At 45.5% G+C, this 20,944-nt stretch carries 17 protein-coding genes and 3 tRNA genes; 12 read left to right on the top strand and 8 right to left on the bottom strand.

Features of this window, described 5'->3' with window-relative positions; translation table 11 throughout:
* Positions 1 to 26: 26 nt before the first annotated feature.
* From F0251_RS05050 to orn, 4 genes are all read right to left on the bottom strand, one after another.
* A tRNA-Gly gene (locus F0251_RS05050) sits at positions 27 to 102 on the bottom strand.
* 53 nt (positions 103 to 155) lie between these two features.
* Positions 156 to 231, bottom strand: a tRNA-Gly gene (locus F0251_RS05045).
* 51 nt (positions 232 to 282) lie between these two features.
* Positions 283 to 358, bottom strand: a tRNA-Gly gene (locus F0251_RS05040).
* Between the two features lie 180 nt (positions 359 to 538).
* The gene (gene orn / locus F0251_RS05035) at positions 539 to 1,084 is read right to left on the bottom strand and encodes an oligoribonuclease (protein WP_004741326.1); all 546 of its coding nucleotides are present in this window, start codon (positions 1,082 to 1,084) and stop codon (positions 539 to 541) included.
* Positions 1,085 to 1,233: 149 nt separating this feature from the next.
* On the opposite strand from orn, the gene rsgA reads away from it, so the two are divergent.
* From rsgA to F0251_RS05010, 5 genes are all read left to right on the top strand, one after another.
* Positions 1,234 to 2,289 carry a small ribosomal subunit biogenesis GTPase RsgA gene (rsgA, locus tag F0251_RS05030; RefSeq protein ID WP_061033206.1) on the top strand — a complete coding sequence of 352 codons (1,056 nt, stop codon included), beginning with the start codon at positions 1,234 to 1,236 and terminating at the stop codon, positions 2,287 to 2,289.
* A 125-nt stretch (positions 2,290 to 2,414) separates the two neighbouring features.
* Entirely contained in the window at positions 2,415 to 3,326 is a 912-nt protein-coding gene (gene asd, locus F0251_RS05025) for an archaetidylserine decarboxylase (RefSeq protein WP_105057809.1), read from the top strand.
* A 266-nt stretch (positions 3,327 to 3,592) separates the two neighbouring features.
* Positions 3,593 to 5,008 carry a DASS family sodium-coupled anion symporter gene (locus F0251_RS05020; RefSeq protein WP_061033204.1) on the top strand — a complete coding sequence of 472 codons (1,416 nt, stop codon included), beginning with the start codon at positions 3,593 to 3,595 and terminating at the stop codon, positions 5,006 to 5,008.
* Between the two features lie 294 nt (positions 5,009 to 5,302).
* On the top strand, positions 5,303 to 7,183 hold the full coding sequence (locus F0251_RS05015) for a methyl-accepting chemotaxis protein (protein WP_171730490.1): 1,881 nt from the start codon (positions 5,303 to 5,305) through the stop codon (positions 7,181 to 7,183).
* Positions 7,184 to 7,335: 152 nt separating this feature from the next.
* A complete protein-coding gene (locus F0251_RS05010; protein ID WP_171730489.1) occupies positions 7,336 to 8,223 on the top strand; it encodes a DMT family transporter in 888 nt (295 codons plus the stop codon).
* 57 nt (positions 8,224 to 8,280) lie between these two features.
* Here the strand turns inward: F0251_RS05010 and epmA are convergent, their stop codons facing one another.
* Positions 8,281 to 9,252 carry an elongation factor P--(R)-beta-lysine ligase gene (epmA, locus tag F0251_RS05005; RefSeq protein WP_171730488.1) on the bottom strand — a complete coding sequence of 324 codons (972 nt, stop codon included), beginning with the start codon at positions 9,250 to 9,252 and terminating at the stop codon, positions 8,281 to 8,283.
* A 451-nt stretch (positions 9,253 to 9,703) separates the two neighbouring features.
* On the opposite strand from epmA, the gene frdA reads away from it, so the two are divergent.
* From frdA to frdD, 4 genes are read left to right on the top strand one after another with little or no spacing between them, the layout of a single operon-like run.
* Entirely contained in the window at positions 9,704 to 11,527 is a 1,824-nt protein-coding gene (gene frdA, locus F0251_RS05000) for a fumarate reductase (quinol) flavoprotein subunit (RefSeq protein ID WP_171730487.1), read from the top strand.
* Positions 11,527 to 12,291, top strand: coding sequence for a succinate dehydrogenase/fumarate reductase iron-sulfur subunit (locus F0251_RS04995; RefSeq protein ID WP_171730486.1), 765 nt, complete (start codon positions 11,527 to 11,529; stop codon positions 12,289 to 12,291). Before frdA ends, F0251_RS04995 begins: the two co-directional genes overlap by 1 nt.
* Position 12,292: 1 nt before the next feature.
* On the top strand, positions 12,293 to 12,676 hold the full coding sequence (gene frdC, locus F0251_RS04990) for a fumarate reductase subunit FrdC (protein WP_171730485.1): 384 nt from the start codon (positions 12,293 to 12,295) through the stop codon (positions 12,674 to 12,676).
* 12 nt (positions 12,677 to 12,688) lie between these two features.
* On the top strand, positions 12,689 to 13,075 hold the full coding sequence (gene frdD / locus F0251_RS04985; RefSeq protein ID WP_052880182.1) for a fumarate reductase subunit FrdD: 387 nt from the start codon (positions 12,689 to 12,691) through the stop codon (positions 13,073 to 13,075).
* A gap of 238 nt (positions 13,076 to 13,313) precedes the next feature.
* On the opposite strand, the gene efp is transcribed toward frdD, so the two are convergent.
* Entirely contained in the window at positions 13,314 to 13,880 is a 567-nt protein-coding gene (efp, locus tag F0251_RS04980; protein WP_171730484.1) for an elongation factor P, read from the bottom strand.
* Between the two features lie 33 nt (positions 13,881 to 13,913).
* On the opposite strand from efp, the gene epmB reads away from it, so the two are divergent.
* Together epmB and F0251_RS04970 are read left to right on the top strand one after the other, a co-directional pair.
* Positions 13,914 to 14,936 carry an EF-P beta-lysylation protein EpmB gene (gene epmB, locus F0251_RS04975; protein ID WP_171730483.1) on the top strand — a complete coding sequence of 341 codons (1,023 nt, stop codon included), beginning with the start codon at positions 13,914 to 13,916 and terminating at the stop codon, positions 14,934 to 14,936.
* A gap of 203 nt (positions 14,937 to 15,139) precedes the next feature.
* Positions 15,140 to 15,628 (top strand): MgtC/SapB family protein, encoded by a 489-nt coding sequence (locus tag F0251_RS04970; RefSeq protein WP_171730482.1) that lies wholly within the window; start codon positions 15,140 to 15,142, stop codon positions 15,626 to 15,628.
* A gap of 86 nt (positions 15,629 to 15,714) precedes the next feature.
* On the opposite strand, the gene F0251_RS04965 is transcribed toward F0251_RS04970, so the two are convergent.
* Together F0251_RS04965 and F0251_RS04960 are read right to left on the bottom strand one after the other, a co-directional pair.
* Positions 15,715 to 17,193 (bottom strand): diguanylate cyclase, encoded by a 1,479-nt coding sequence (locus F0251_RS04965; RefSeq protein WP_171730481.1) that lies wholly within the window; start codon positions 17,191 to 17,193, stop codon positions 15,715 to 15,717.
* Between the two features lie 237 nt (positions 17,194 to 17,430).
* Complete coding sequence (locus F0251_RS04960) at positions 17,431 to 17,988, bottom strand: hypothetical protein (protein WP_017068001.1); 558 nt, start codon at positions 17,986 to 17,988, stop codon at positions 17,431 to 17,433.
* A 451-nt stretch (positions 17,989 to 18,439) separates the two neighbouring features.
* Between F0251_RS04960 and F0251_RS24440 the strand changes: the two genes are divergently transcribed.
* Positions 18,440 to 20,848: an ATP-binding protein gene (locus F0251_RS24440; RefSeq protein WP_171730480.1), complete on the top strand. Its 2,409-nt coding sequence runs from the start codon at positions 18,440 to 18,442 to the stop codon at positions 20,846 to 20,848.
* Positions 20,849 to 20,944 lie beyond the last annotated feature (96 nt).

Here is a 20,944-nt window from a genome sequence, read left to right as displayed (position 1 = left end):
TGAATCTTGCCTTTAAAAGGCGAATTTGGAGCGATACATCGGGTTCGAACCGATGACCTCAACCTTGGCAAGGTTGCGCTCTACCAACTGAGCTAGTATCGCATTAGAAAAGGTCTTTCACCTTTTGATTACCGCTTTCGCCGTAACCTACAAATTGGAGCGATACATCGGGTTCGAACCGATGACCTCAACCTTGGCAAGGTTGCGCTCTACCAACTGAGCTAGTATCGCATAGAAAGGTCTTTCACCTTCTGATTACCGCTTTCGCCATAATCTACAAATTGGAGCGACACACGAGGTTCGAACTCGTGACCTCAACCTTGGCAAGGTTGCGCTCTACCAGCTGAGCTAGTGTCGCATTCTGAAAACGTCTTTCGCCGTTCAGGGCTGCGAATTATAAGAGCATTTTTTTGTGATGCAAGTCCTTAATGCAAAATTACGAAACTTTTTATTCAACTGCTGTAAAAGCACACAGATTTGCAAAAAAATTGGCTCTTATGTCCCTGAAAAGTTAGACAAACGTGATCAGTTTATCCGGCTAGATGTTAATAATTGTTTTTCGGTAGTACTGCAGTTCGGCAATTGACTCGCGAATATCGTCTAATGCTAAGTGGCTTCCTGACTTAGAAAAACCATCTAATACTTCAGGTTTCCAACGACGAGCTAGCTCTTTTAGGGTGCTTACATCGACATAGCGGTAGTGGAAGTACTCTTCTAATTCAGGCATGTGCTTGTATAGGAAGCGGCGGTCTTGGCCAATGCTGTTACCACAAATCGGCGATTTACCTTTTGGTACCCACTTTTCAAGAAACGCGATCGTCTGTTCGATAGCGTCTTGCTCAGTGATGGTGCTTTCTTGAATACGCTTCACTAGCCCGCTGCCAGTGTGCGTCGTTGTACACCACTCGTCCATCTTGTCTAATTCACTCTGAGGTTGGTGAATAGCCAAAACAGGTCCTTCAGCAAGGATGTTAAGCTCACTATCAGTCACGATAGTCGCAATTTCAATGATTTTATGAGTTTCAGGATCCAGTCCTGTCATCTCTAGATCAACCCAAATTAGGTTCTGATCGCTAAAGGACATAAGGCGTCGCCTATTTGTTTATGTTTAAAAGAGGTACTATACCCAAATAACTATACTCAAACTAGCTTTAGGACCATCGAAATCAAATGGCACCAGCAACACCAGTTTGAGTTCCCAATCATCAAGTTAGATGTGTTAAGTGAAAAATTGTGGCTAAAAAAAAGAAGTTAACTAAAGGTCAGGTACGTCGTGTACGTAGCAACCAGAACAAGCGACTCAAGAAAGAAGATTCTATCCAGTGGGATGAGAACATGCTTGGTGGCACCAAAAGCGGACTCGTGATTACACGCTTTGGTCAACATGCTGATATCGAAGATCTTGAAACAAACGAAGTTCATCGTTGTAACTTACGCCGTAGTATCGAGACTTTAGTTTCTGGTGACCGAGTGACTTGGCGTGCAGGCTTAGAGTCGATGGCTGGTATTTCAGGTGTTGTGGAAGCGGTTGAACCAAGAACCTCAATGCTGACTCGCCCAGATTACTACGACGGCCTAAAACCGGTTGCGGCTAACGTAGACCAGATGGTTATCGTATCTGCTGTACTTCCAGAACTATCGCTTAATATTATCGACCGTTACTTAATTGCTTCAGAAACAGTAAAAATCGCACCGCTTGTTGTACTCAACAAGGTCGACCTACTGACTGAAGAGCAAATTGCTGAGTACCAAGAGACACTGAAAATTTACGAACAGATCGGCTACAAGGTGATGTTCGTGAGTAAAGAGTCTGGCTACGGCATTAAAGAGCTAGAAGCTGAACTTAAAGGCCGCATCAATATCTTTGTTGGCCAATCTGGTGTAGGTAAGTCCAGCCTAGTGAATGCGCTAATGCCGACACTCGACATCGAAGAAGGTGAAGTTTCTGAAAACTCAGGCCTTGGTCAGCACACCACCACTGCCGCTCGTTTGTACCACTTCCCTTCAGGTGGTGACCTAATCGATTCACCTGGAGTTCGTGAGTTTGGTCTATGGCACTTAGAAGCCGATGAAATCACCGAAGCTTTCGTTGAGTTCAAGCCTTACCTTGGCGGCTGTAAGTTCCGCGATTGTAAGCACAATGATGATCCAGGCTGCATCCTGCGTGAAGCCGTTGAGGATGGGAAGATCAGTCGACTGCGCTTCGACAACTACCACCGCATCATTGAGAGCATGGTCAACAACAAAGACAACCGTCAGTATTCACGAAACAAAAAAGCAGATCTTTAATCGCGTTTTTGTGAACAAATATGTGCAGTTACTGACAATTGGCGCGAATTTAAGTAACATCTCGCGCCCTAAAGCGTCATCGACAGATTGAATTGAAAAACACATAGCATTGGAAAATTAATACAATGGATAAGATTAAAGTTGGATTGCAGTACTGGATTCCACAACATGGACTAACTCGTCTAGTAGGCAAACTGGCGTCTGCTAAAGCGGGTGGCTTAACGACAGCGATCATCAATTGGTTCATCAAACAATACAAAGTGAACATGGATGAAGCGCTACATAGCGACCCAAAACACTTTAAAACATTCAATGAATTCTTCGTACGTGAATTGAAAGAGGGCATGCGCCCTATCGCTGAAGGCGACTCTGTTATCGTTCACCCAGCAGACGCTCGCGTAAGCCAATTTGGCCCAATTACTGACGGTCAACTGATTCAAGCGAAGGGCCACGACTACTCTGCACGTGAGCTGCTAGGTGGTGATGCCGGTCTTGCTGAAGAGTTTAAAGACGGTGAATTCGCAACGCTTTACCTATCTCCAAGTGATTACCACCGCGTACACATGCCATGTGACGGTACGCTGCGTCAGATGATCTACGTTCCAGGTGACCTTTTCTCTGTTAACCCATTAACAGCTGAGAATGTTCCAAACCTATTCGCACGTAACGAGCGCGTAGTGTGTATCTTTGATACTGAGTTTGGCCCAATGGCACAAGTGCTGGTTGGCGCCACTATCGTAGGTAGCATCGAGCAAGTATGGGCTGGCACTATTACTCCACCACGTGGTAACTCTGTGTACAAATGGGATTACCCAGCACAAGGCGATAAAGCAATCATCTTGAAGAAAGGCGAAGAAATGGGTCGCTTTAAGCTTGGTTCAACGGTTATCAACCTATTTGCGAAAGATGCAATCAAGTTCGACGACACGATGCAAAATGGCGAGAAAACGGTTCTTGGTACGCCTTACGCGCACATCGCTGGTAAAGAAGTTGAGACTGAAGCTGTTGATTCAGTAGAGAACACAGACCAAGCGTAATAATTTGAGTAAACTCATTTAGCTTTCAAGGCACGTTATTTGAATTAATAACGTGCCTTTTTATTACCCAGCCCTCTAACCTTCCAATACCCCTAAGCCCTGACCTAAAAGAGCAATGCATAAATCAGCGCTATAAAAGATTGACCAAAAACAAAACAGTTGCCGAAACCTTAAACAACTTTTTGATTTTCCAACCCGTCTCCAAGTACCAAAAATCCAGATAACTTACTCTATTTGAAGATATTTTATTCATAGGGTCTTTGTACATGCCTAAACTCAATGTTGGCGTTCTGGTCAAGCTGTTGATTTGTTTTGCGATTCCCTTGGGCGTGTTATTCATGCCAATAGATTCAATACCTATCGATGACCTGACGCTGATTCAACACCGCCTGCTAGCGATATTTCTACTTGCTGCCCTACTTTGGGTACTTGAACCCGTTCCAGTTTTCGCCACCTCAATACTGATCATTGCACTTGAACTGGTGATGATTTCCGACAAAGGTCTGCACCTATTTCGAAATCCACCAGCGGGACACGATCTTGGTGAATTAATTAAATATACCGACATATTCGGTGCATTTTCATCACCAATCATCATTCTATTCATGGGTGGCTTTGCTCTCGCAATCTCGGCATCTAAGTACGAACTCGATAACAACCTAGCTCGAGTGCTGCTGAAACCATTCGGTACAGAACCGCGCTTCATCATGCTTGGCTTAATGCTGATCACCGCCGTGTTCTCAATGTTTATGTCGAATACCGCAACCACTGTCATGATGCTGGCCCTGCTTGGCCCAATTGTAGCTTCGGCACCCAAAGGCGATATGGGGATCAAAGCACTCGTATTGTGTATTCCGATTGCCGCCAATACTGGTGGTATCGCAACACCAATCGGTACGCCTCCCAATGCCATTGCACTTCAATACCTAACCGGTGAAAACACCATCGACTTCCTGAGCTGGATGATGATGGGCTTACCTTTTGTAATCATCCAACTCACCATTGCTTGGTTCCTTCTTCAGAAAATCTTCCCTTCCACGCAGAAAAACATGGTGCTTAAACTCGATGGGCAGTTCAGAAAGAGTTGGCGTGCGATCGTCGTTTACGTCACCTTTGCAGCGACCATCTTGTTGTGGATGACTACCAAACTGCACGGCATGAACACCTATGTGGTCTCTATCATTCCACTGGCGGTCTTCACTTTGACCGGCATCATGGGCAAAGAAGAATTGAAACTAATCAACTGGGATGTGTTGTGGCTAGTCGCCGGTGGTATTGCGATTGGTATCGGCTTAGATAAAACAGGCTTGGCCTCTGCATTGGCACACGCGATAGACTATGAGTCTCTTTCCCCTGCAGCCGTAGTCATCACGCTATCCATCGTGTGCTGGTTAATGGCTAACTTCATGTCGAACACCGCTACGGCCAACTTACTAATGCCAATAGCCGCTGCGATTGGCGCATCGATGGAAAGCCTAGTGGCGATTGGTGGCTTACAAGGATTATTGGTTGTGGTTGCCTTCTCAGCATCACTCGGCATGATTCTTCCAGTATCGACACCACCCAACTCACTGGCTTACTCAACCGGGCTTATCGAAAGCAAAGACATGGCTAAGATGGGGATCATCTTGGGGATTGTCGGCTTGTTGATGGTTTACCTCGCGTTGTTCATCATCACCTAAAAGACGTTCAACGATCACCCTTACTCCGGACTAAGGCGCTAAATGTAAATTTAGCGCTTTTTTCGCTCTATACCACTCCACCCCAAGCAATTAACTAACATTTCAATCAACAGGTAACTGTGATTTTACTTCACTGTTTTACAAAAAGCAGAGCCAATATATTAAGAATTTATGATTTCAAACACAGTCATTCAGCCTAAGACAGCGGCACTATACACGCATCAGAGACACATCAATTCACCATCAAGTACGTCGTTGTAGTTAGGTTACTGTCTAATAAGAGAGGAATGGACCTTGAGACATACTATTAAATTTAAAATTCAGATCGCCATTGCGGTCATTATTGCCGTCGTGAGTGGCGCTCAAGCCTGGATCTCGGTTAATCAACTGACTCAAGAAACTGAAGTCGCAATCAACCAAGAAATGAAAAATGTCAGTGTCGGCACTACCAATTATATTGCCGATTGGCTCTCTACTCGCAGCGATATGATGCTTGCCAATGAGCCGACCATTTCAAGCAGTAGTAACTCTGACCGCGAGTTACTAATCACCAAGCAAGCCGGGCAATTCTTGTCTGTTTATGCGGGATTCAGCGATGGCACTATCGCGTATGGCGATAAAGGTGAAGATTGGCCAGCAGGCTATGATCCACGTACCCGCCCTTGGTATAAAGATGCTAACGCAACATCAGACCTTGTCATTACTGAACCTTATCAAGACTTTGACGGCAGCATTGTCATCAGCTTTGCGAAAGCATTCAACGGTGAAAGACAAGGTGTCCTCGCAGCAGACTTAACCGTCACCAGCATTATTGATACGGTTCTCAATGTAAAACTGGATAACGATGGCTTTGCATTTTTAGTGGATGGTAACAACAACATCGTTGCCTACACGGATGAAGAGCTAAGTCAGAAACCACTGACCAGTTTGAACCCAGGACTCACTGCAAACAAAGTATCGCAATTGATCCAAGACCAAACGATCACCACGCTAACTTGGCCAGGCCAAGGGGATAAACTGGTCTACATTGCCAATGTCCCGAATACTGATTGGTCATTAGGTATTGTTATCGATAAAGAAATGGCGTTTTCTGCGGTCTCTGACGCGATTCAATTCATCGCCCTAACCTCACTTGTTCTGTACATTGTGATTTCAATCGCTAGCACCATGGTCATCAACCGGCTGCTTTACCCATTACAAACCTTGTCAGAGGCGCTAACCCAGCTTGCTCAAGGCCGAGGTGACCTTACTCAACGCATCGATATCACCCGCATGGATGAGATAGGTAAGCTTGCTGAGCTGGTGAACCAATTCTTAAGTCAAATGCAGAGCATGCTGAAAGGTGTCGTTGAGCACAGCCACGATTTAAACAACCACGCCGAAAAAGCCAACCAGTTGGCAACGCAATCCTCCATTCGTGTGGAGAATCAACAAAACGATATCAACCAGATTGCGACTGCAATTCATGAGATGTCGGCTACCGCAGCCGAAGTAGCGAGCCATGCAGAATTAACCGCATCCGCTTCTCAAGCCTCTGCAACCGCGTGTAATGACGGCCAAGAAGTGATTCAACAGAACCGCGATGCCATCACTCGCCTTGCGACCCAAGTAGAAGACGCGGCCAATGTTATCCGAGAGCTGGAAAACAACGCGCAAAGCATCAACCAAATTCTATCCACCATTCAAGGCATTGCTGAACAAACCAATCTATTGGCATTGAATGCTGCCATTGAAGCGGCACGTGCGGGCGAGCAAGGTCGCGGGTTTGCCGTTGTCGCCGATGAAGTTCGAGTGCTAAGCCAAAGAACGCATGGCTCGACGGAAGAAATCCGTGTGATGATCGATACCCTACAGAAGAATACTGAACATGCGGTGGATAGCATGACCACCAGCACTCAACTGGCAGAAAACAGTGTTGGCTTCGCAGAACAAGCACACGACAGCCTGTCTAAAATCACCCAAGCCATCAGTGAAATCAACGATATGGCACTACAGATAGCCAGCGCAGCCGAAGAGCAACGAGCAGTAAGCGAAGACATCAGCCGTAATACACAAGGGATCAAAGATGCCTCTGACGACCTAGCCCAGCAAGCTGAAAGCAGCCGCAATAGCTCAAATGAAATGAGTAACGCTGCTGAGTCGATGCGTCGAGATGTCGAGCGCTTTAAGGTATAAAGCCTCGCTATTTAGACAAACGAAACAGATAACTGGAGTAAACCTATCACTGAGGAGCAAAGCGGTGCATTTATTAAGAATCGCTTTGTTCTCAGTTCGGTTTGATGCATATTGATGAGCTAATTTATCCCAGACACAAGGACTGTTAATCGATGGGGTTCGAATGGTTGGCTCTCGCTGCTGCTTTTCTTTGGGCTATCGCAAGCCTAATGTCCGTAAAGCCTGCTCAACACTTAGGTTCTTTTGCCTATAGCCGCTGGCGTATGGGCTGCACTGCGGTCATCTTATCAAGCATGGCTTGGTTTACGGGTGGCTGGTCAACTGTCGAAACAGACTTAGTCACACCGATGATGCTATCAGGGCTGATTGGCATCTTCATTGGTGATACCGCCCTATTTGCCTGTTTGAACCGAATGGGCCCGCGCCAAGCTGGCTTACTGTTCTCTTGTCACGCTGTGTTCTCTGCGATTCTCGGTTACTTCCTGTTTAGCGAGAGCATGACCTCTGGCGAGCTTATTGGCTCGGCCTTGGTATTCAGTGGCGTATTAACCGCGATATTCTTTGGTCGTCGAGGCCAAGCTAATAACCAACTTGAAACCATCAAGGGCACCGTGTGGATTGGTGTTGCTCTGGGCATCACGGCCGCTATCTGCCAAGCATTGGGCGGTATTATTGCCAAACCTGTGATGCAAACTAGCATCGACCCAGTAGCCGCTTCTGCTATTCGAATGATCACCGCCTTTGTCGCCCATTCCGCATTTCGTTTAACGGGCGCCAAGCTTTCACGCGCACTGAATCCGATGAATGGTCAAATATTCGTGATTACCGCAGTGAACGGCTTTCTTGCAATGGCGGTAGGAATGACGCTGATCTTGTATGCACTGCAGGAAGGGAATGTCGGTATGGTTGCTCTACTCTCTTCAACCACACCTATCATGTTGCTGCCCATTCTATGGCTGTATACCAAGCAGAGACCAAACGCCTATGCTTGGATCGGTGCCATTGTTGCAGTGGTCGGCACAGGTATCCTAGTAAGATAGTGGCACTGGTATTCTGGTCAGCTAATCGAGCTGCTAGCTAACTTCTGCTAACTAAAGTTAAGAACGTGGGAATGGGAAAGCGGTCACATCATCAATATGGTCGTAACCCAAAGCCAGCATGATTAACCTATCAATACCCAGTGCAACACCAGCACAAGCAGGTAAGCCCGCTTTTAATGCCTCAATCAAGTGATGGTCAATCGGTTGAGGCGACAAGCCCATCTCGATACGCTTGGCATTGTCCTCTTCAAAGCGCTTAAGCTGCTCTTGTGGCTTATCTAACTCATGAAAGCCGTTTGCCAGCTCGATACCTTTGAAGTACACCTCAAAACGGTCAGCCACTCGCGAATCATTCGGGTTAATCTTGGCTAATGCCGCCTGTGAAGCTGGGAAGTCATAAACAAATGCGGGCACTGTCTGGCCAATCTTTTCTTCGACACCCACGCTAAATAGCAGTTGCAGCAAGGTATCGCGGTCTTCTTCAGGGTCGGCAATATCACTTAACCCAAGCTTGGCTGCCGCTTGTTTTAGAGTATCCATAGAGTCTTCAAGCGGACACACACCTAGCACCTCGATGAAGGCTTGTTGGTAAGTGATACGCTCTGCCTCGCCTGACTTTAAGATTTTCTGTAGGAGCAAGTCCATCTCATCCATTAAGTCATGATGATCAAAACCGATACGGTACCACTCCAGCATAGTGAACTCGGGGTTGTGGTAACGGCCGTTCTCTTCGTTACGAAACGACTTACAAATTTGGTAAATACAACCACTACCTGCTGCCAACAAGCGCTTCATATGAAATTCAGGGCTTGTCATAAAAAACAGAGGTTGCCCTTGCGCGTAACCTGGGCCGACGAATTCAGTTTTGAAGGTATGCAGATGCACATCGGTCACCGTGGCGTGACTCATGGCTGGCGTATCCACCTCCATCACGTCTCGCTCTGCAAAAAACTGGCGGATTTGACTAAGGATATCAGCACGTTGCTTTAACTGCTTAATGGTTGCGGCAGGTTGCCATGTAGAGTGCATTACTAAGTTCCATATCACTGAATTCTAGGCGACGAAAATTATCACTTTTCGCTGCTTTTGTAAGCTTCTATCTTTGCATTAATTAAACCGTCGTGCTGTTTAGATGAAGCCATAAAATCACGTTCTACAATACAATTATTAATATTCAACCCCACCCAACATTGATAACAAAAATCATACTCAACAAGCCGTTAACACAAGCCCTGTGGACGAATCGTTATCAATAATTGATTGCCGTGATTGCAGTCACATAACCTATAATTTCTATGCCTCCATATGCATTACCGGAGCAAAAACCTAAATACATCAATTTTTCAAACCCCCTCCTCTCTTACACTGAACCTACCACTTAAGGCTTAGGGGTGATGATCGGTTGATGCCGTTTACTGCTCTCTAAATGGGCTTTTTATAATAACAAGCGGAATACTCCGCATCACACTGGAGAATAACTGTGAAGACAATTACCACAGATATCGCAGTCATCGGCGCAGGCGGCGCTGGTCTTCGAACAGCTATTGCAGCAGCTGAAGCTAATCCTGATTTGGAAGTAGCACTGATTTCTAAAGTTTACCCAATGCGTTCGCACACGGTAGCAGCAGAAGGCGGTTCAGCAGCGGTAATTAAAGACGAAGATAGCCTAGATAACCACTTCAACGATACTGTTGGCGGTGGCGACTGGCTATGTGAACAGGATGTTGTTGAATACTTTGTTGAAAACGCGACTCGCGAAATGATCCAAATGGAACAATGGGGCTGCCCATGGAGTCGTAAAGAAAACGGTGAAGTAAACGTACGCCGATTCGGCGGTATGAAGGTAGAAAGAACGTGGTTCGCAGCGGATAAAACTGGCTTCCACATGCTTCATACTCTGTTCCAGACTTCGATGAAGTACGACCAAATCAAACGATTTGACGAGTACTTTGTGGTGGATTTGATCGTTGAAGAAGGCGAAGTACAAGGCCTTATCGCGATTCATATGTCTGAAGGTGAGCTTGTTACCATCAAAGCAAAATCGGTTGTTCTAGCAACGGGTGGCGCAGGTCGTGTTTACCACTGTAATACCAACGGCGGCATCGTGACCGGCGACGGTATGGCTATGGCTTATCGCCACGGTGTGCCACTGCGTGACATGGAGTTCGTTCAATACCACCCAACAGGCCTGCCGGGTACTGGCATCTTGATGACCGAAGGTTGTCGTGGTGAAGGCGGTATCATCGTTAATAAGAACGGCTACCGTTACCTACAAGATTACGGCATGGGCCCTGAAACTCCAGTGGGCGAGCCGAAAAACAAATACATGGAACTGGGTCCACGTGACAAAGTTTCTCAAGCATTCTGGCACGAGCAACAGAAAGGCAACACCATCAAGCACCCTCTTGGTGATGTAGTACACCTTGACCTTCGCCACCTTGGTGAAGAGTACCTGCAAGAGCGTCTACCGTTCATCTGTGAGCTGGCGAAAGCTTACGTGAACGTCGACCCTGCAAAAGAGCCAATCCCAATTCGTCCGACTGTTCACTACACCATGGGTGGTATTGAAACTAACGGTACTTGTGAAACTCGCATCAAAGGCCTATTCGCTGTTGGTGAATGTGCTTCTGTTGGCCTACACGGTGCAAACCGCCTTGGTTCTAACTCTCTGGCTGAGTTCGTAGTATTTGGCCGCGTTGCTGGTGAGCATGCAGTGAAACGCGCAGCAGAGTTCAAAGGCTGGAATGAAGAGTCTATCGCTAAGCAAGTAAAAGCGGTTGAAGATCGCATCGCTGCGCTAATGAACCAAGAAGGCGACGAGAACTGGGCTGATATCCGTACTGAAATGGGTCACACCATGGAAGCGGGCTGTGGTATCTACCGTCAAGAAGACTTGATGCAAGAGACCATCAACAAGATCACTGAACTGAAAGCGCGCTACAAGAAGATCAGCATTAAAGACAAAGGCAAGGTGTTCAACACTGACCTACTTTACGCTATCGAAGTGGGCTACGGCCTAGAAGTCGCAGAAGCGATGGTTCACTCAGCAATCCTTCGTAAAGAGTCTCGCGGTGCACACCAACGTCTAGACGACAACTGCACAGAACGTGATGACGTGAACTTCCTGAAACACTCTCTATCGTTCTACAACGAAGATGCAGCACCAACCATCGACTACAGCGGCGTTAAGATTACCAAATCTCAACCTAAAGCTCGTCTATACGGTGAAGCAGCAGAGAAAGCCGCTGCCGCTGAAAAAGCAGCAGAAGAGAATGCGAAGAAGAGCGAAGAGGAGCAAGCATAATGTCAGCGAATCGAATCCAAAAAATTGAAATCCTGCGTTATGACCCTGAGCACGATGCAGAACCTCACTTTCAAACCTTTGAAGTTCCGTTTGATGAAACCATGTCAGTACTTGATGCGATCGGTTACATCAAAGATAACCTAGATAAAGACCTGTCTTACCGTTGGTCTTGTCGTATGGCGATTTGTGGTTCTTGCGGCATCATGGTTGATGGCGTGCCAAAACTGGCATGTAAAAGCTTCTTACGTGACTACCCGAATGGCTTCAAGATTGAGCCTTTGGCTAACTTCCCAATCGAAAAAGATTTGATTGTCGACATGACGCCGTTCATCGAGCGCCTTGAAGCAATCAAGCCTTACATCATTGGTAACGACCGTAAGCCTGAAGACGGCACAAACATTCAGACTCCAGAGCAAATGGCGAAATACAAACAGTTCGCTGGCTGCATCAACTGTGGTCTTTGTTACGCGGCGTGTCCTCAGTTTGGCCTAAACCCTGAGTTCATCGGCCCTGCGGCATTGACTCTTGCTCACCGTTACAACCTAGATAGCCGTGACAACGGTAAAGATGAGCGCATGAAGCTTATCAATGGTGAAAACGGCGCTTGGGGCTGTACGTTCGTTGGTTACTGTTCTGAAGTATGTCCGAAGAAAGTAGACCCAGCGGCTGCGGTAAACCAAGGCAAAGTTGAGTCTTCAATGGACTTCGTTATCTCGATGTTCAAACCAGATGGTTCTCAAGTTAAAACTGCAGAGGAGGCATAAGATGAGCAATCGTAAGCCTTATGTTCGTGAGATGAAGAGAACGTGGTGGAGCAACCATCCGTTCTACCGCTTCTACATGCTACGTGAAGCGACTGTACTGCCTTTGATTCTGTTCACTGTGTTCCTAACCTTCGGTTTAGGTGCGCTTGTGAAAGGCCCTGAAGCGTGGGCTGGTTGGTTGAGCTTTATGGCTAACCCTATCGTTATCGGTATTAATATCGTAGCGCTGCTAGGTAGCTTAATGCACGCTCAAACCTTCTTCAGCATGATGCCTCAAGTAATGCCAATCCGCCTTAAAGGCAAATTGGTCGATAAGAGAATCATCGTACTGACCCAGTGGGCAGCGGTGGCTTTTATTTCTTTAATCGTTCTTGTTGTGGTGTAAGGAGCTTTCGTTATGAACACAAATTACAAAGTAAAACCTGTTAACCACAATCCTCAACGCTCTGACGAGCCAATCTGGTGGGGCCTATTCGGCGCTGGCGGTACTTGGTTCGCGATGATCACTCCGATCACGATTTTAGTGTTAGGTATCTTAGTGCCAATGGGCATTATCGATGCGGACGCAATGAGCTACGAGCGTGTGTCTGAATTTGCCACCAGCATTATCGGTGCGCTATTCATCATCGGAACGCTGGCACTGCCAATGTGGCACGCTATGCACCGTCTTCACCACGGCATGCACGACCTTAAGTTCCACGTCGGTGTTGCAGGTAAAGTGGGCTGCTACTTCTTCGCAGGCCTAATCAGCGCGCTATCTGTTATTTTCATCTTTATGATCTAACAACTAAGAGCAGATTCGGGATTCGAGTAATCGAGATTCGAAAAGCTTAAGAGCGAAAAGACTAAAAGCAGAACAAGTTATCTTGTTCTGCTTTTTTGTTGCTTGTCGAATATCACCCGCTCTTGCTCTTCCAGGTCTTCGCATCCCGTATCTCGTTTACTCTTATCTGCTCTTTCCTGATCTTGATATACAAAAAAAGGCCGCCTAAGCGACCTTTTTCAGATACTTGAAGTATAAATTACTTCACACGACCAACGTATTCGCCAGTACGAGTATCAACTTTAACAACTTCACCGATAGCGATGAATAGAGGAACGCGAACTACCGCGCCTGTTGCTAGAGTTGCAGGCTTACCGCCAGTACCTTGCGTGTCGCCTTTCAGACCAGGATCGGTTTCTGTTACTGCGATCTCAACAAAGTTTGGTGGAGTTACTGTGATAGGGTTATCATTCCACAACGTTAGAGTACATACGTCGTTTTCAACTAACCATTTAGCTGTTTCGCCAACTGCTTTTACGTCAGCAGCGATTTGCTCGAATGTTTCATTGTTCATGAAGTGGTAGAATTCGCCATCGCTGTATAGGTAGCCTAGTTCAACGTCTACAACGTCCGCTAGTTCTACTGTATCGCCTGACTTAAATGTTTTCTCTAACACTTTGCCTGACAGCAGTTTACGAAGTTTAACACGGTTAAACGCTTGGCCTTTACCTGGCTTAACGTATTCATTTTCGATAATTGAGCAAGGCTCGTTATCCATCATGAATTTTAAACCGCCTTTGAATTCATTGGTGCTTACTGACGCCATGATTTTCTCTTCCACATCTTTGAGTTAATTTCAATGCCGCATATCATAACCCGAAAAGTCGAATCTGTTGAGCAAAACTGGCTCAAACAACTATCGAATGCGATCTCTGACCCGACAAAATTGCTTGAGGCATTGGAAATAGACCCAACACCGTGGCAAGCAGGCTTCGCTGCTCGCGAGTTATTTGCACTTCGGGTACCCCTTAGCTTTGTCGAACGAATGGAAAAAGGCAACCCACACGATCCATTACTAAGACAGGTTTTACCGCTAAGTGAAGAGTTTGAGGTGCACCAAGGCTATTCCTCAGATCCCTTAGAAGAGCAAGACAACGCGATTCCAGGCTTACTGCACAAATACAAAAATCGCGCATTGATGATTGTGAAAGGTGGCTGCGCAATTAACTGCCGCTACTGCTTCCGTCGTCATTTTCCTTATCAAGATAACAAAGGCTCAAAGTCTGTTTGGCAAACCAGCCTCGACTATGTGTCTGCGCATCCAGAGATCAACGAGGTTATCTTATCGGGTGGCGATCCACTGATGGCAAAAGACAGCGAATTAGAGTGGCTTATCAGTGCTATCGAACAAATCCCACATGTGAAAACCGTTCGAATCCACAGCCGATTACCGGTTGTGATCCCCGCTCGAGTGACAGATGAACTGTGCCAATTGTTAGCGCAAACTCACCTCAATGTGGTAATGGTGAGCCATATTAATCATGCCAATGAAATCAACTTAGAACTTAAGCAAGCCTTCCATAAGTTGAAGCAAAGTGGCGTGACCCTGCTAAACCAAGGTGTGATGCTTAAAGGGGTTAATAACAGCGCTAACTCATTGAAAAAACTAAGTGAAAGGCTATTCGATGCGGGTGTTTTACCTTACTATATGCATGTACTTGATAAGGTTCAGGGTGCGGCACACTTCTATATATCGGATGAAGAGGCGAAGCACCACTTCAAAGGTTTGATCTCTGAGGTTTCTGGCTACCTTGTACCAAAGTTAACTCGTGAGATTGGCGGTCGCAGCAGTAAGACCCCACTCGATCTGCACATTGAATAACTCTATCTCGAACAATGGTCGCTTCTTATCGTCTTAAATATCAAGAAGCGACGGAGACCACGACACCTGCCTTCACCTTAACAACAGACGGCTGCTAGACTTCACGTCATCTTTATCAATCGTTAAGACAAAAAGTTTTTGTTCGATCGTCCGGTCTATTATTAGCATACTCGGCTCTATTCTAAATTTTTAGGAGGGGTGATATGACACAATTTATAGAACAAACTCTCAACCTTGCCCCCTTTAGCTGGGCAGGCCTTGCAGTATGCATGCTGTGTGGTTCGTTAATCGGTATCGAGCGACAAACCCGCGGTAAGCCGGTAGGGATCAGAACCTCGATTCTGATCATCAGCGGTACCTATTTCTTCCTTACGATGGCGATTAGCCTTTCCCCTAACACGCTCGATCAAGCTCGTGTGCTTGGTCAAATCATTACTGGGGTGGGTTTCCTTGGCGCTGGGGTAATGATGACACTGGATGGAAAGATTCATGGTGTCACGTCAGCCGCGATTATCTGGGTACTCGCTGCATTAGGTATGATGATCGCCCTTGGTCACCTTTCGCAATCAGTCATTATCACGCTAATGGCGCTCGTGATTCTGCTTGGTGTCGATAAGGTGGAAAACAGCTTCCAAAGCCTACGCCGCGGTGTGCACCAGAAGTGGATGCGAAAAGGTCGCATGAAGAAATAGCACAGCACTTGATAGCCTTAGTGGTAGTGCCACTGATACAAAGAAGCCTAGTCAACCGACTAGGCTTTGCATTATTTGGTGGCTCATCAATACGTCTGGATACACACCCGGTTCTTACCCGCAGCCTTTGCTTTATAAAGCTGCTCATCCGACGAACGAATACTCTGGTTTTCCCATAAGTGCCCTACACTGTCGAACTTGTACAGGGAGTAAAGTGTCGCGCCACCAGACACAGAAATCCTAACCTTGTCTCCTGTGGGACACCGATAGCTTTGCAGACTAATGTCGTTTTGAATTCGCTCAAAGATTGATGAAAGCAACTCAGACGATTCCCCCGTAATCGCGACAACAAACTCCTCGCCACCAAATCTCGCGACGATATCTTGCTGTCTAACGCTGTTCATCATCAGTTGAGCAACATGACAGATCACTTCGTCTCCGATCTTGTGCCCATAGCGGTCATTCACCTCTTTAAAGTCGTCAATATCAAACACACCGAAGCCAATAATCGGTGCTTCTTCTTGTGCTAACAATTTAGCTTCAAAGCCTCGGCGATTCAGTAAGCCCGTTAATGGGTCGCGCATTGCTAGGTTATTCAAACGCTGGTGTTCTTGTTTTGTGTAAAAGCGCCATAGCCATAAAACCGAAAGCAGATACAAAACCAACAGTATCGAAAGCTGAATCTTCTCCATCTCCAATACATGCAGAAAGTGCTCACTCTTGTCTTCTTCGATAGTCAGGTATAGCTGGGTGTTCATGTCATCAACATACAGAGGCTTAGAATAGGTAAAGTCCATAAAGCCGTATTTGTTTGCGCCTCGCGTACTTGTGACTTTATAGCCATGGGTAGGGTTTGATACTAGGTTAGAGACATAGCCATCGACACCCAATACCCCTTTAAACTCACCATTAACGTAAATCCCTTTGGTTAAGGTCACCACTTTTTGACCTGTCAGATAATCATCGTATTGGCCGGTATACACCACTTGGTCTTTGCCTTGCGATAGGCCAAAGCGAACCGTATTGATCCAATATGGTCGGCTATTTACGACAGAGTCGAACGTATCACCTTTCATATATTGGGCAATATCAGAGGGGGAAGAGATAATAAACTTCTCTTTCGAGATGAAGTAGATCGCTGAGATGGTATCAATGGTATTGGCGAAATAGGCCATGGTAGGCGCAATAAACAAACGCTTACCCGCTTCAGTATAAAGGTCCGATTTCGGGTTACACATCTCGCGAGGGCCAGAGAACATAAAATCAAAACGAGGGGCATGTTGCTCCTCACTAGTGAAGTAGCACGTCTCACCTTCAATCTTTTTGTCATGCGAGAATACGTAGGTATCCCCATGTAGTGGATAAAGCGCAGTGATGTTGTACTCAAGCGCATTTATGATCTGTGTGAGCTCCGCTAAAGAGCGTGTCACGCCTTGGTTTTCGATTCCATACTGTTTATCTGATTCTTCCGCTGAATCAACGAGCAACAAGCTCAAAACTACTAAAAAACTGGCGGTCAGACTTAAAAAAGCCTTTTTAAAATCGATGGTATGGTGGTTAATCAAAGCATATAAATCATCATTGGGAATTTATCGCACATTGTACTTATAAGTAAAAATACTGCAACAGGAAATATAAAACAATATGCTTATCAGGTGGTTTGAGAAGTTTATCTTGGTTGTGGAATTGAATGTAATAACGCCTAAACAAGGGTTTAGGCGTTGATAGGCTTAGCTTTTAAACGCTAATACGCCAACTAAACATCGCTCACCAATAGTAGAACTAAAGGCTAAACGACCGCTTTATTTAGCGAAGTTTACAATCGGGAAGCACGGGAAGAAACCGTTATCAGCACAGTTGATCAGGCCAACTTGTACACCTTCGATTTTGTTGGTTTTGTTGAAGATACCAACCTGAACCGTCGACACTTCTGAAAGGTTCGCAGCGCCAACATCAACCATAGTGTTACCTTCTGAGTAGTTGACGAAACTCACGTTCGCGCCTTTTACATCATTGGTAATGTTCACTGCACCAAGGTTAACACCCGTTGTTTTACCTGTGTTCCAGTTGAAGAAACCTAGAGATGCGCCGGTCATTTCTTGGTTCACTTTTGATGCACCGAAGATACCCAGATTCACACCTGTTGTTGTTTGCGTCTCAGACATACCAACAACCGCAAGATCAACACCTTTAAGGTCGTTTACTTGTCCGTGAAGCAGAGCTAAACGTACACCGCCAACCGCATCTGAATCAGGTGCGTTGAAGCCGTTGATCGTTGAAAACATAACAGGCGAAGAAGCGAATGCCGCTGGTGCCATTACTGCTGCCGACACAGCAAGTACTGAAAGTAGTTTTTTCATTGGGGAGTCTCCACTGACTTATTGTTGACTTGATTAATCCATTTTCAATCAAGCATTTATTATCCTTTATTCAACAGCTATCCATGTTAGACCAATGTCATAACTGTACTGTTGAATATAAGCCGCTAAATCATAAAGAGCAATGGTAAAAAGCAGATGCGGGATTCGAGTGAACGAGATACGAAAAGCAAAAAAAACGGAGACCGAAACCTCCGCTCTAGCGCTTGTTATTCCAAATAAGAATCTAGGCAAGAAAATTAACATGCTTCACAAGCTTGTAGCCCACACACTCATTGCTGCATCTAAAGCGATGTCATCCTAAAAAATTTAATGACGAAAGCTCAACAGACCTCTGTTATTCAAAAACTAATGTTCGTTAAATCCTCAAAATAAACTAAGTTTTAATGACAGGGACACAAACATATGAAACGCATGGAGCATGGTAAGTATAGTGATTAAGGAAACTGCGGATAAACAGACCATAAAAGCAATTATTTCGCGTGGCTCTTTAGCTATCGTGCTGTTTCTGGGCCTTTATCTCTATGCTAGCTATGTCCTGAAGAACAAAGAGCAGGACATGATTGATCTCCAGCTCAGCCTTTCGCAAGCCTATAGCGTTATGCTATCTGTCAGGCGCCAGGAACAACAATTTATTTCTACAAGGCAACTCGAAACTCAAGAGCTTCTCGATAGAAAGCGAAGTCAGCTAATCGAACAACTGGCTGAGATCGATGGAAAAATCGTGCGAAGCGATCTGAATATTTCTTTTGATTACGCCAGAGTTGTCGAGTATCTCGATCAGTACCAGATTGCCTTTTCATTATTAGCCATTGAGCTAGTCAGCATACATGGTCAAGGGGACCAAATTGGGCTCATTGAGAAACTTAAGAATGCTGCGTTGACACTAGAGCGTTTCGTACATGAAGCCAACAATAAGCAGCTTGAAGAACAATTTATAGCTACGCAAGATCTCATGTATCAGTTTTTCACTGGCTTTGAGCAGAAAACATTAGATCAGATTGTCGATTCACTGTTCAAAATCCAATATGAAGTCGAAGAGAATACTCGAACGATGACGGCACTGGCTTCGTTTAATAATTTTAAACGCCATTTTTGGCGATTGCAGCGGGGGTTAAAGAGTGTAGGGTATAGTTCTGACAGCGGTTTGAAAGGAGAGCTCACGAGCAGCATTTATCATGTTGAAGATGAACTCAACTTGCTGTTCACCGAAACACCTAAGCGAATCGCTGAGAACCTGATACAGGTAAAGTGGTACCGATATATATCAACAGCCACATTAGGAGGGGTGACTTTACTGGTGCTGTTCTATGTTGTGTGGCGTGCCAGTCACCTCGAAACTCAGTTAATTGTTTCACAAGAGAAAGAGCGACAGGCTAATCGTGCCAAAAGTGCCTTTCTTGCCAATATGTCTCATGAGATACGAACACCGCTTAATGGTGTTATTGGTATGTCAGAAATTCTGGCAGAAACTAAGTTATCGCCAGAACAGAAAGACTGCCTTGGAACGATCAACACCTCTTCTCAAGCCTTACTTATGTTGATCAACGATATTCTCGACCTATCCAAAATAGAATCAGGCAAACTGGAAATTAATCCACATACGACAGACTTAAGAGAGCTGCTATTTGACAGCGCGACTTTGATCTCATCTAAAGCTTATCAAAAGCAGATTAAGCTGGAAGTTGAGGTTGATGACGAGCTTCCAGAGTACATTCATGTTGATGAGAATAAAGTTCGCCAAGTGTTGATGAACTTTGCTTCAAATGCGATCAAATTTACAGAGCAAGGCTCAATCGTATTCGCGGCTCAACGGCTTGCATCATTAGAAAAAGAGTATGTGATCGAGTTTTCCGTTCGAGATACTGGTATTGGTATTGCAAAAGATCAGCAAGAACACATTTTCAAAGAATTTTGCCAAGAAGACACCAACACCGCCTCTAACATTGTGGGCACGGGGTTAGGACTGAGTATTTCGTCACGTATGGTGGAGATAATGGGAGGCTCGATAGATGTTGAGTCAGAGAAAGGCGTAGGCAGTTGCTTCCGTTTCCAATTAACGGTGATGCAATCAGAGCATTCTGAAACTAAAAAGCGTAAACAGACCGTTGTCTATTATTCAGATGCTCCATCGAAGCTTTTACTCGATGATTTGTTCCGCTTTGGTTACTCACCAAAACTAAAATCAATTGAAGCAAATTTGGCGTCAGGTTGCATCCCAGATATCGCTTTTACAGAAGATATTAATCAAGCTAAAGCACTACACCACCAAGCACCAGAGGTGAAAATCATCATGGTGAAAAATAACCTTAGTGAGCCGGTGAAGGAGTGCAATTTTGTCTCAGGTTATGTCACTCTTCCTATGCTCGGTTCCCGCTTAAGCAGCATGATGAACTCATTACTTGAAAGGGTGCCGCCGCCTCAGTCAAAACCAGTAGAAGGGAGCGGACGTCAAAAAGTACTCGTGGTTGAAGATAACCGCGTGAACCAGAAGGTGGTATGTATCAATTTAGATAAGCTAGGAATTGAGTATTGGATTGCTAATGATGGACAACAAGCCATTGATTTATATCGAGAGCATCATCAAGAAATCGGCCTTGTTTTGATGGACTGCATGATGCCGAATGTCGATGGCTTTGAAGCAACGGAGCAAATCAGGCGCTATGAAGAAAGCCTGCAGCTTCAGGCAACGCATATTCTTGCTTTAACAGCTTCAGTGCTCGATGATGATATTAAACGTTGCTTTGAATGTGGCATGGATGATTATCTTCCAAAGCCATTTAAGCGTGACATGATGCTGCAAAAAATTGACGCACAACAGTTTACACACGAGGCTGGGTGACCACTGATTAAAAGCAGATGCGGGATTCGCGTAAACGAGATTCGAAAAGATTGAGAGCGGATGAGAGATACGGGTGACGAGATGCGAAAAGCAAAA

Source organism: Vibrio sp. 070316B (assembly GCF_013114115.1).
GTDB classification, from domain to species: Bacteria; Pseudomonadota; Gammaproteobacteria; order Enterobacterales; family Vibrionaceae; genus Vibrio; species Vibrio chagasii_B.
The sequence above is the reverse complement of the archived record's forward strand: the minus strand, read 5'-3'. Positions and strand labels throughout refer to the sequence as shown.

Coding starts and splice junctions, on each gene's coding strand:
- efp (WP_171730484.1), bottom strand. CDS start 13,880: ATGGCGTCAGTAAGCACCAATGAATTCAAAGGCGGTTTAAAATTCATG.
- F0251_RS04995 (WP_171730486.1), top strand. CDS start 11,527: ATGTCAGCGAATCGAATCCAAAAAATTGAAATCCTGCGTTATGACCCT.
- F0251_RS05020 (WP_061033204.1), top strand. CDS start 3,593: ATGCCTAAACTCAATGTTGGCGTTCTGGTCAAGCTGTTGATTTGTTTT.
- orn (WP_004741326.1), bottom strand. CDS start 1,084: ATGTCCTTTAGCGATCAGAACCTAATTTGGGTTGATCTAGAGATGACA.
- F0251_RS04960 (WP_017068001.1), bottom strand. CDS start 17,988: ATGAAAAAACTACTTTCAGTACTTGCTGTGTCGGCAGCAGTAATGGCA.
- asd (WP_105057809.1), top strand. CDS start 2,415: ATGGATAAGATTAAAGTTGGATTGCAGTACTGGATTCCACAACATGGA.
- epmA (WP_171730488.1), bottom strand. CDS start 9,252: ATGCACTCTACATGGCAACCTGCCGCAACCATTAAGCAGTTAAAGCAA.
- F0251_RS04970 (WP_171730482.1), top strand. CDS start 15,140: ATGACACAATTTATAGAACAAACTCTCAACCTTGCCCCCTTTAGCTGG.
- epmB (WP_171730483.1), top strand. CDS start 13,914: ATGCCGCATATCATAACCCGAAAAGTCGAATCTGTTGAGCAAAACTGG.
- F0251_RS05010 (WP_171730489.1), top strand. CDS start 7,336: ATGGGGTTCGAATGGTTGGCTCTCGCTGCTGCTTTTCTTTGGGCTATC.
- frdD (WP_052880182.1), top strand. CDS start 12,689: ATGAACACAAATTACAAAGTAAAACCTGTTAACCACAATCCTCAACGC.
- frdC (WP_171730485.1), top strand. CDS start 12,293: ATGAGCAATCGTAAGCCTTATGTTCGTGAGATGAAGAGAACGTGGTGG.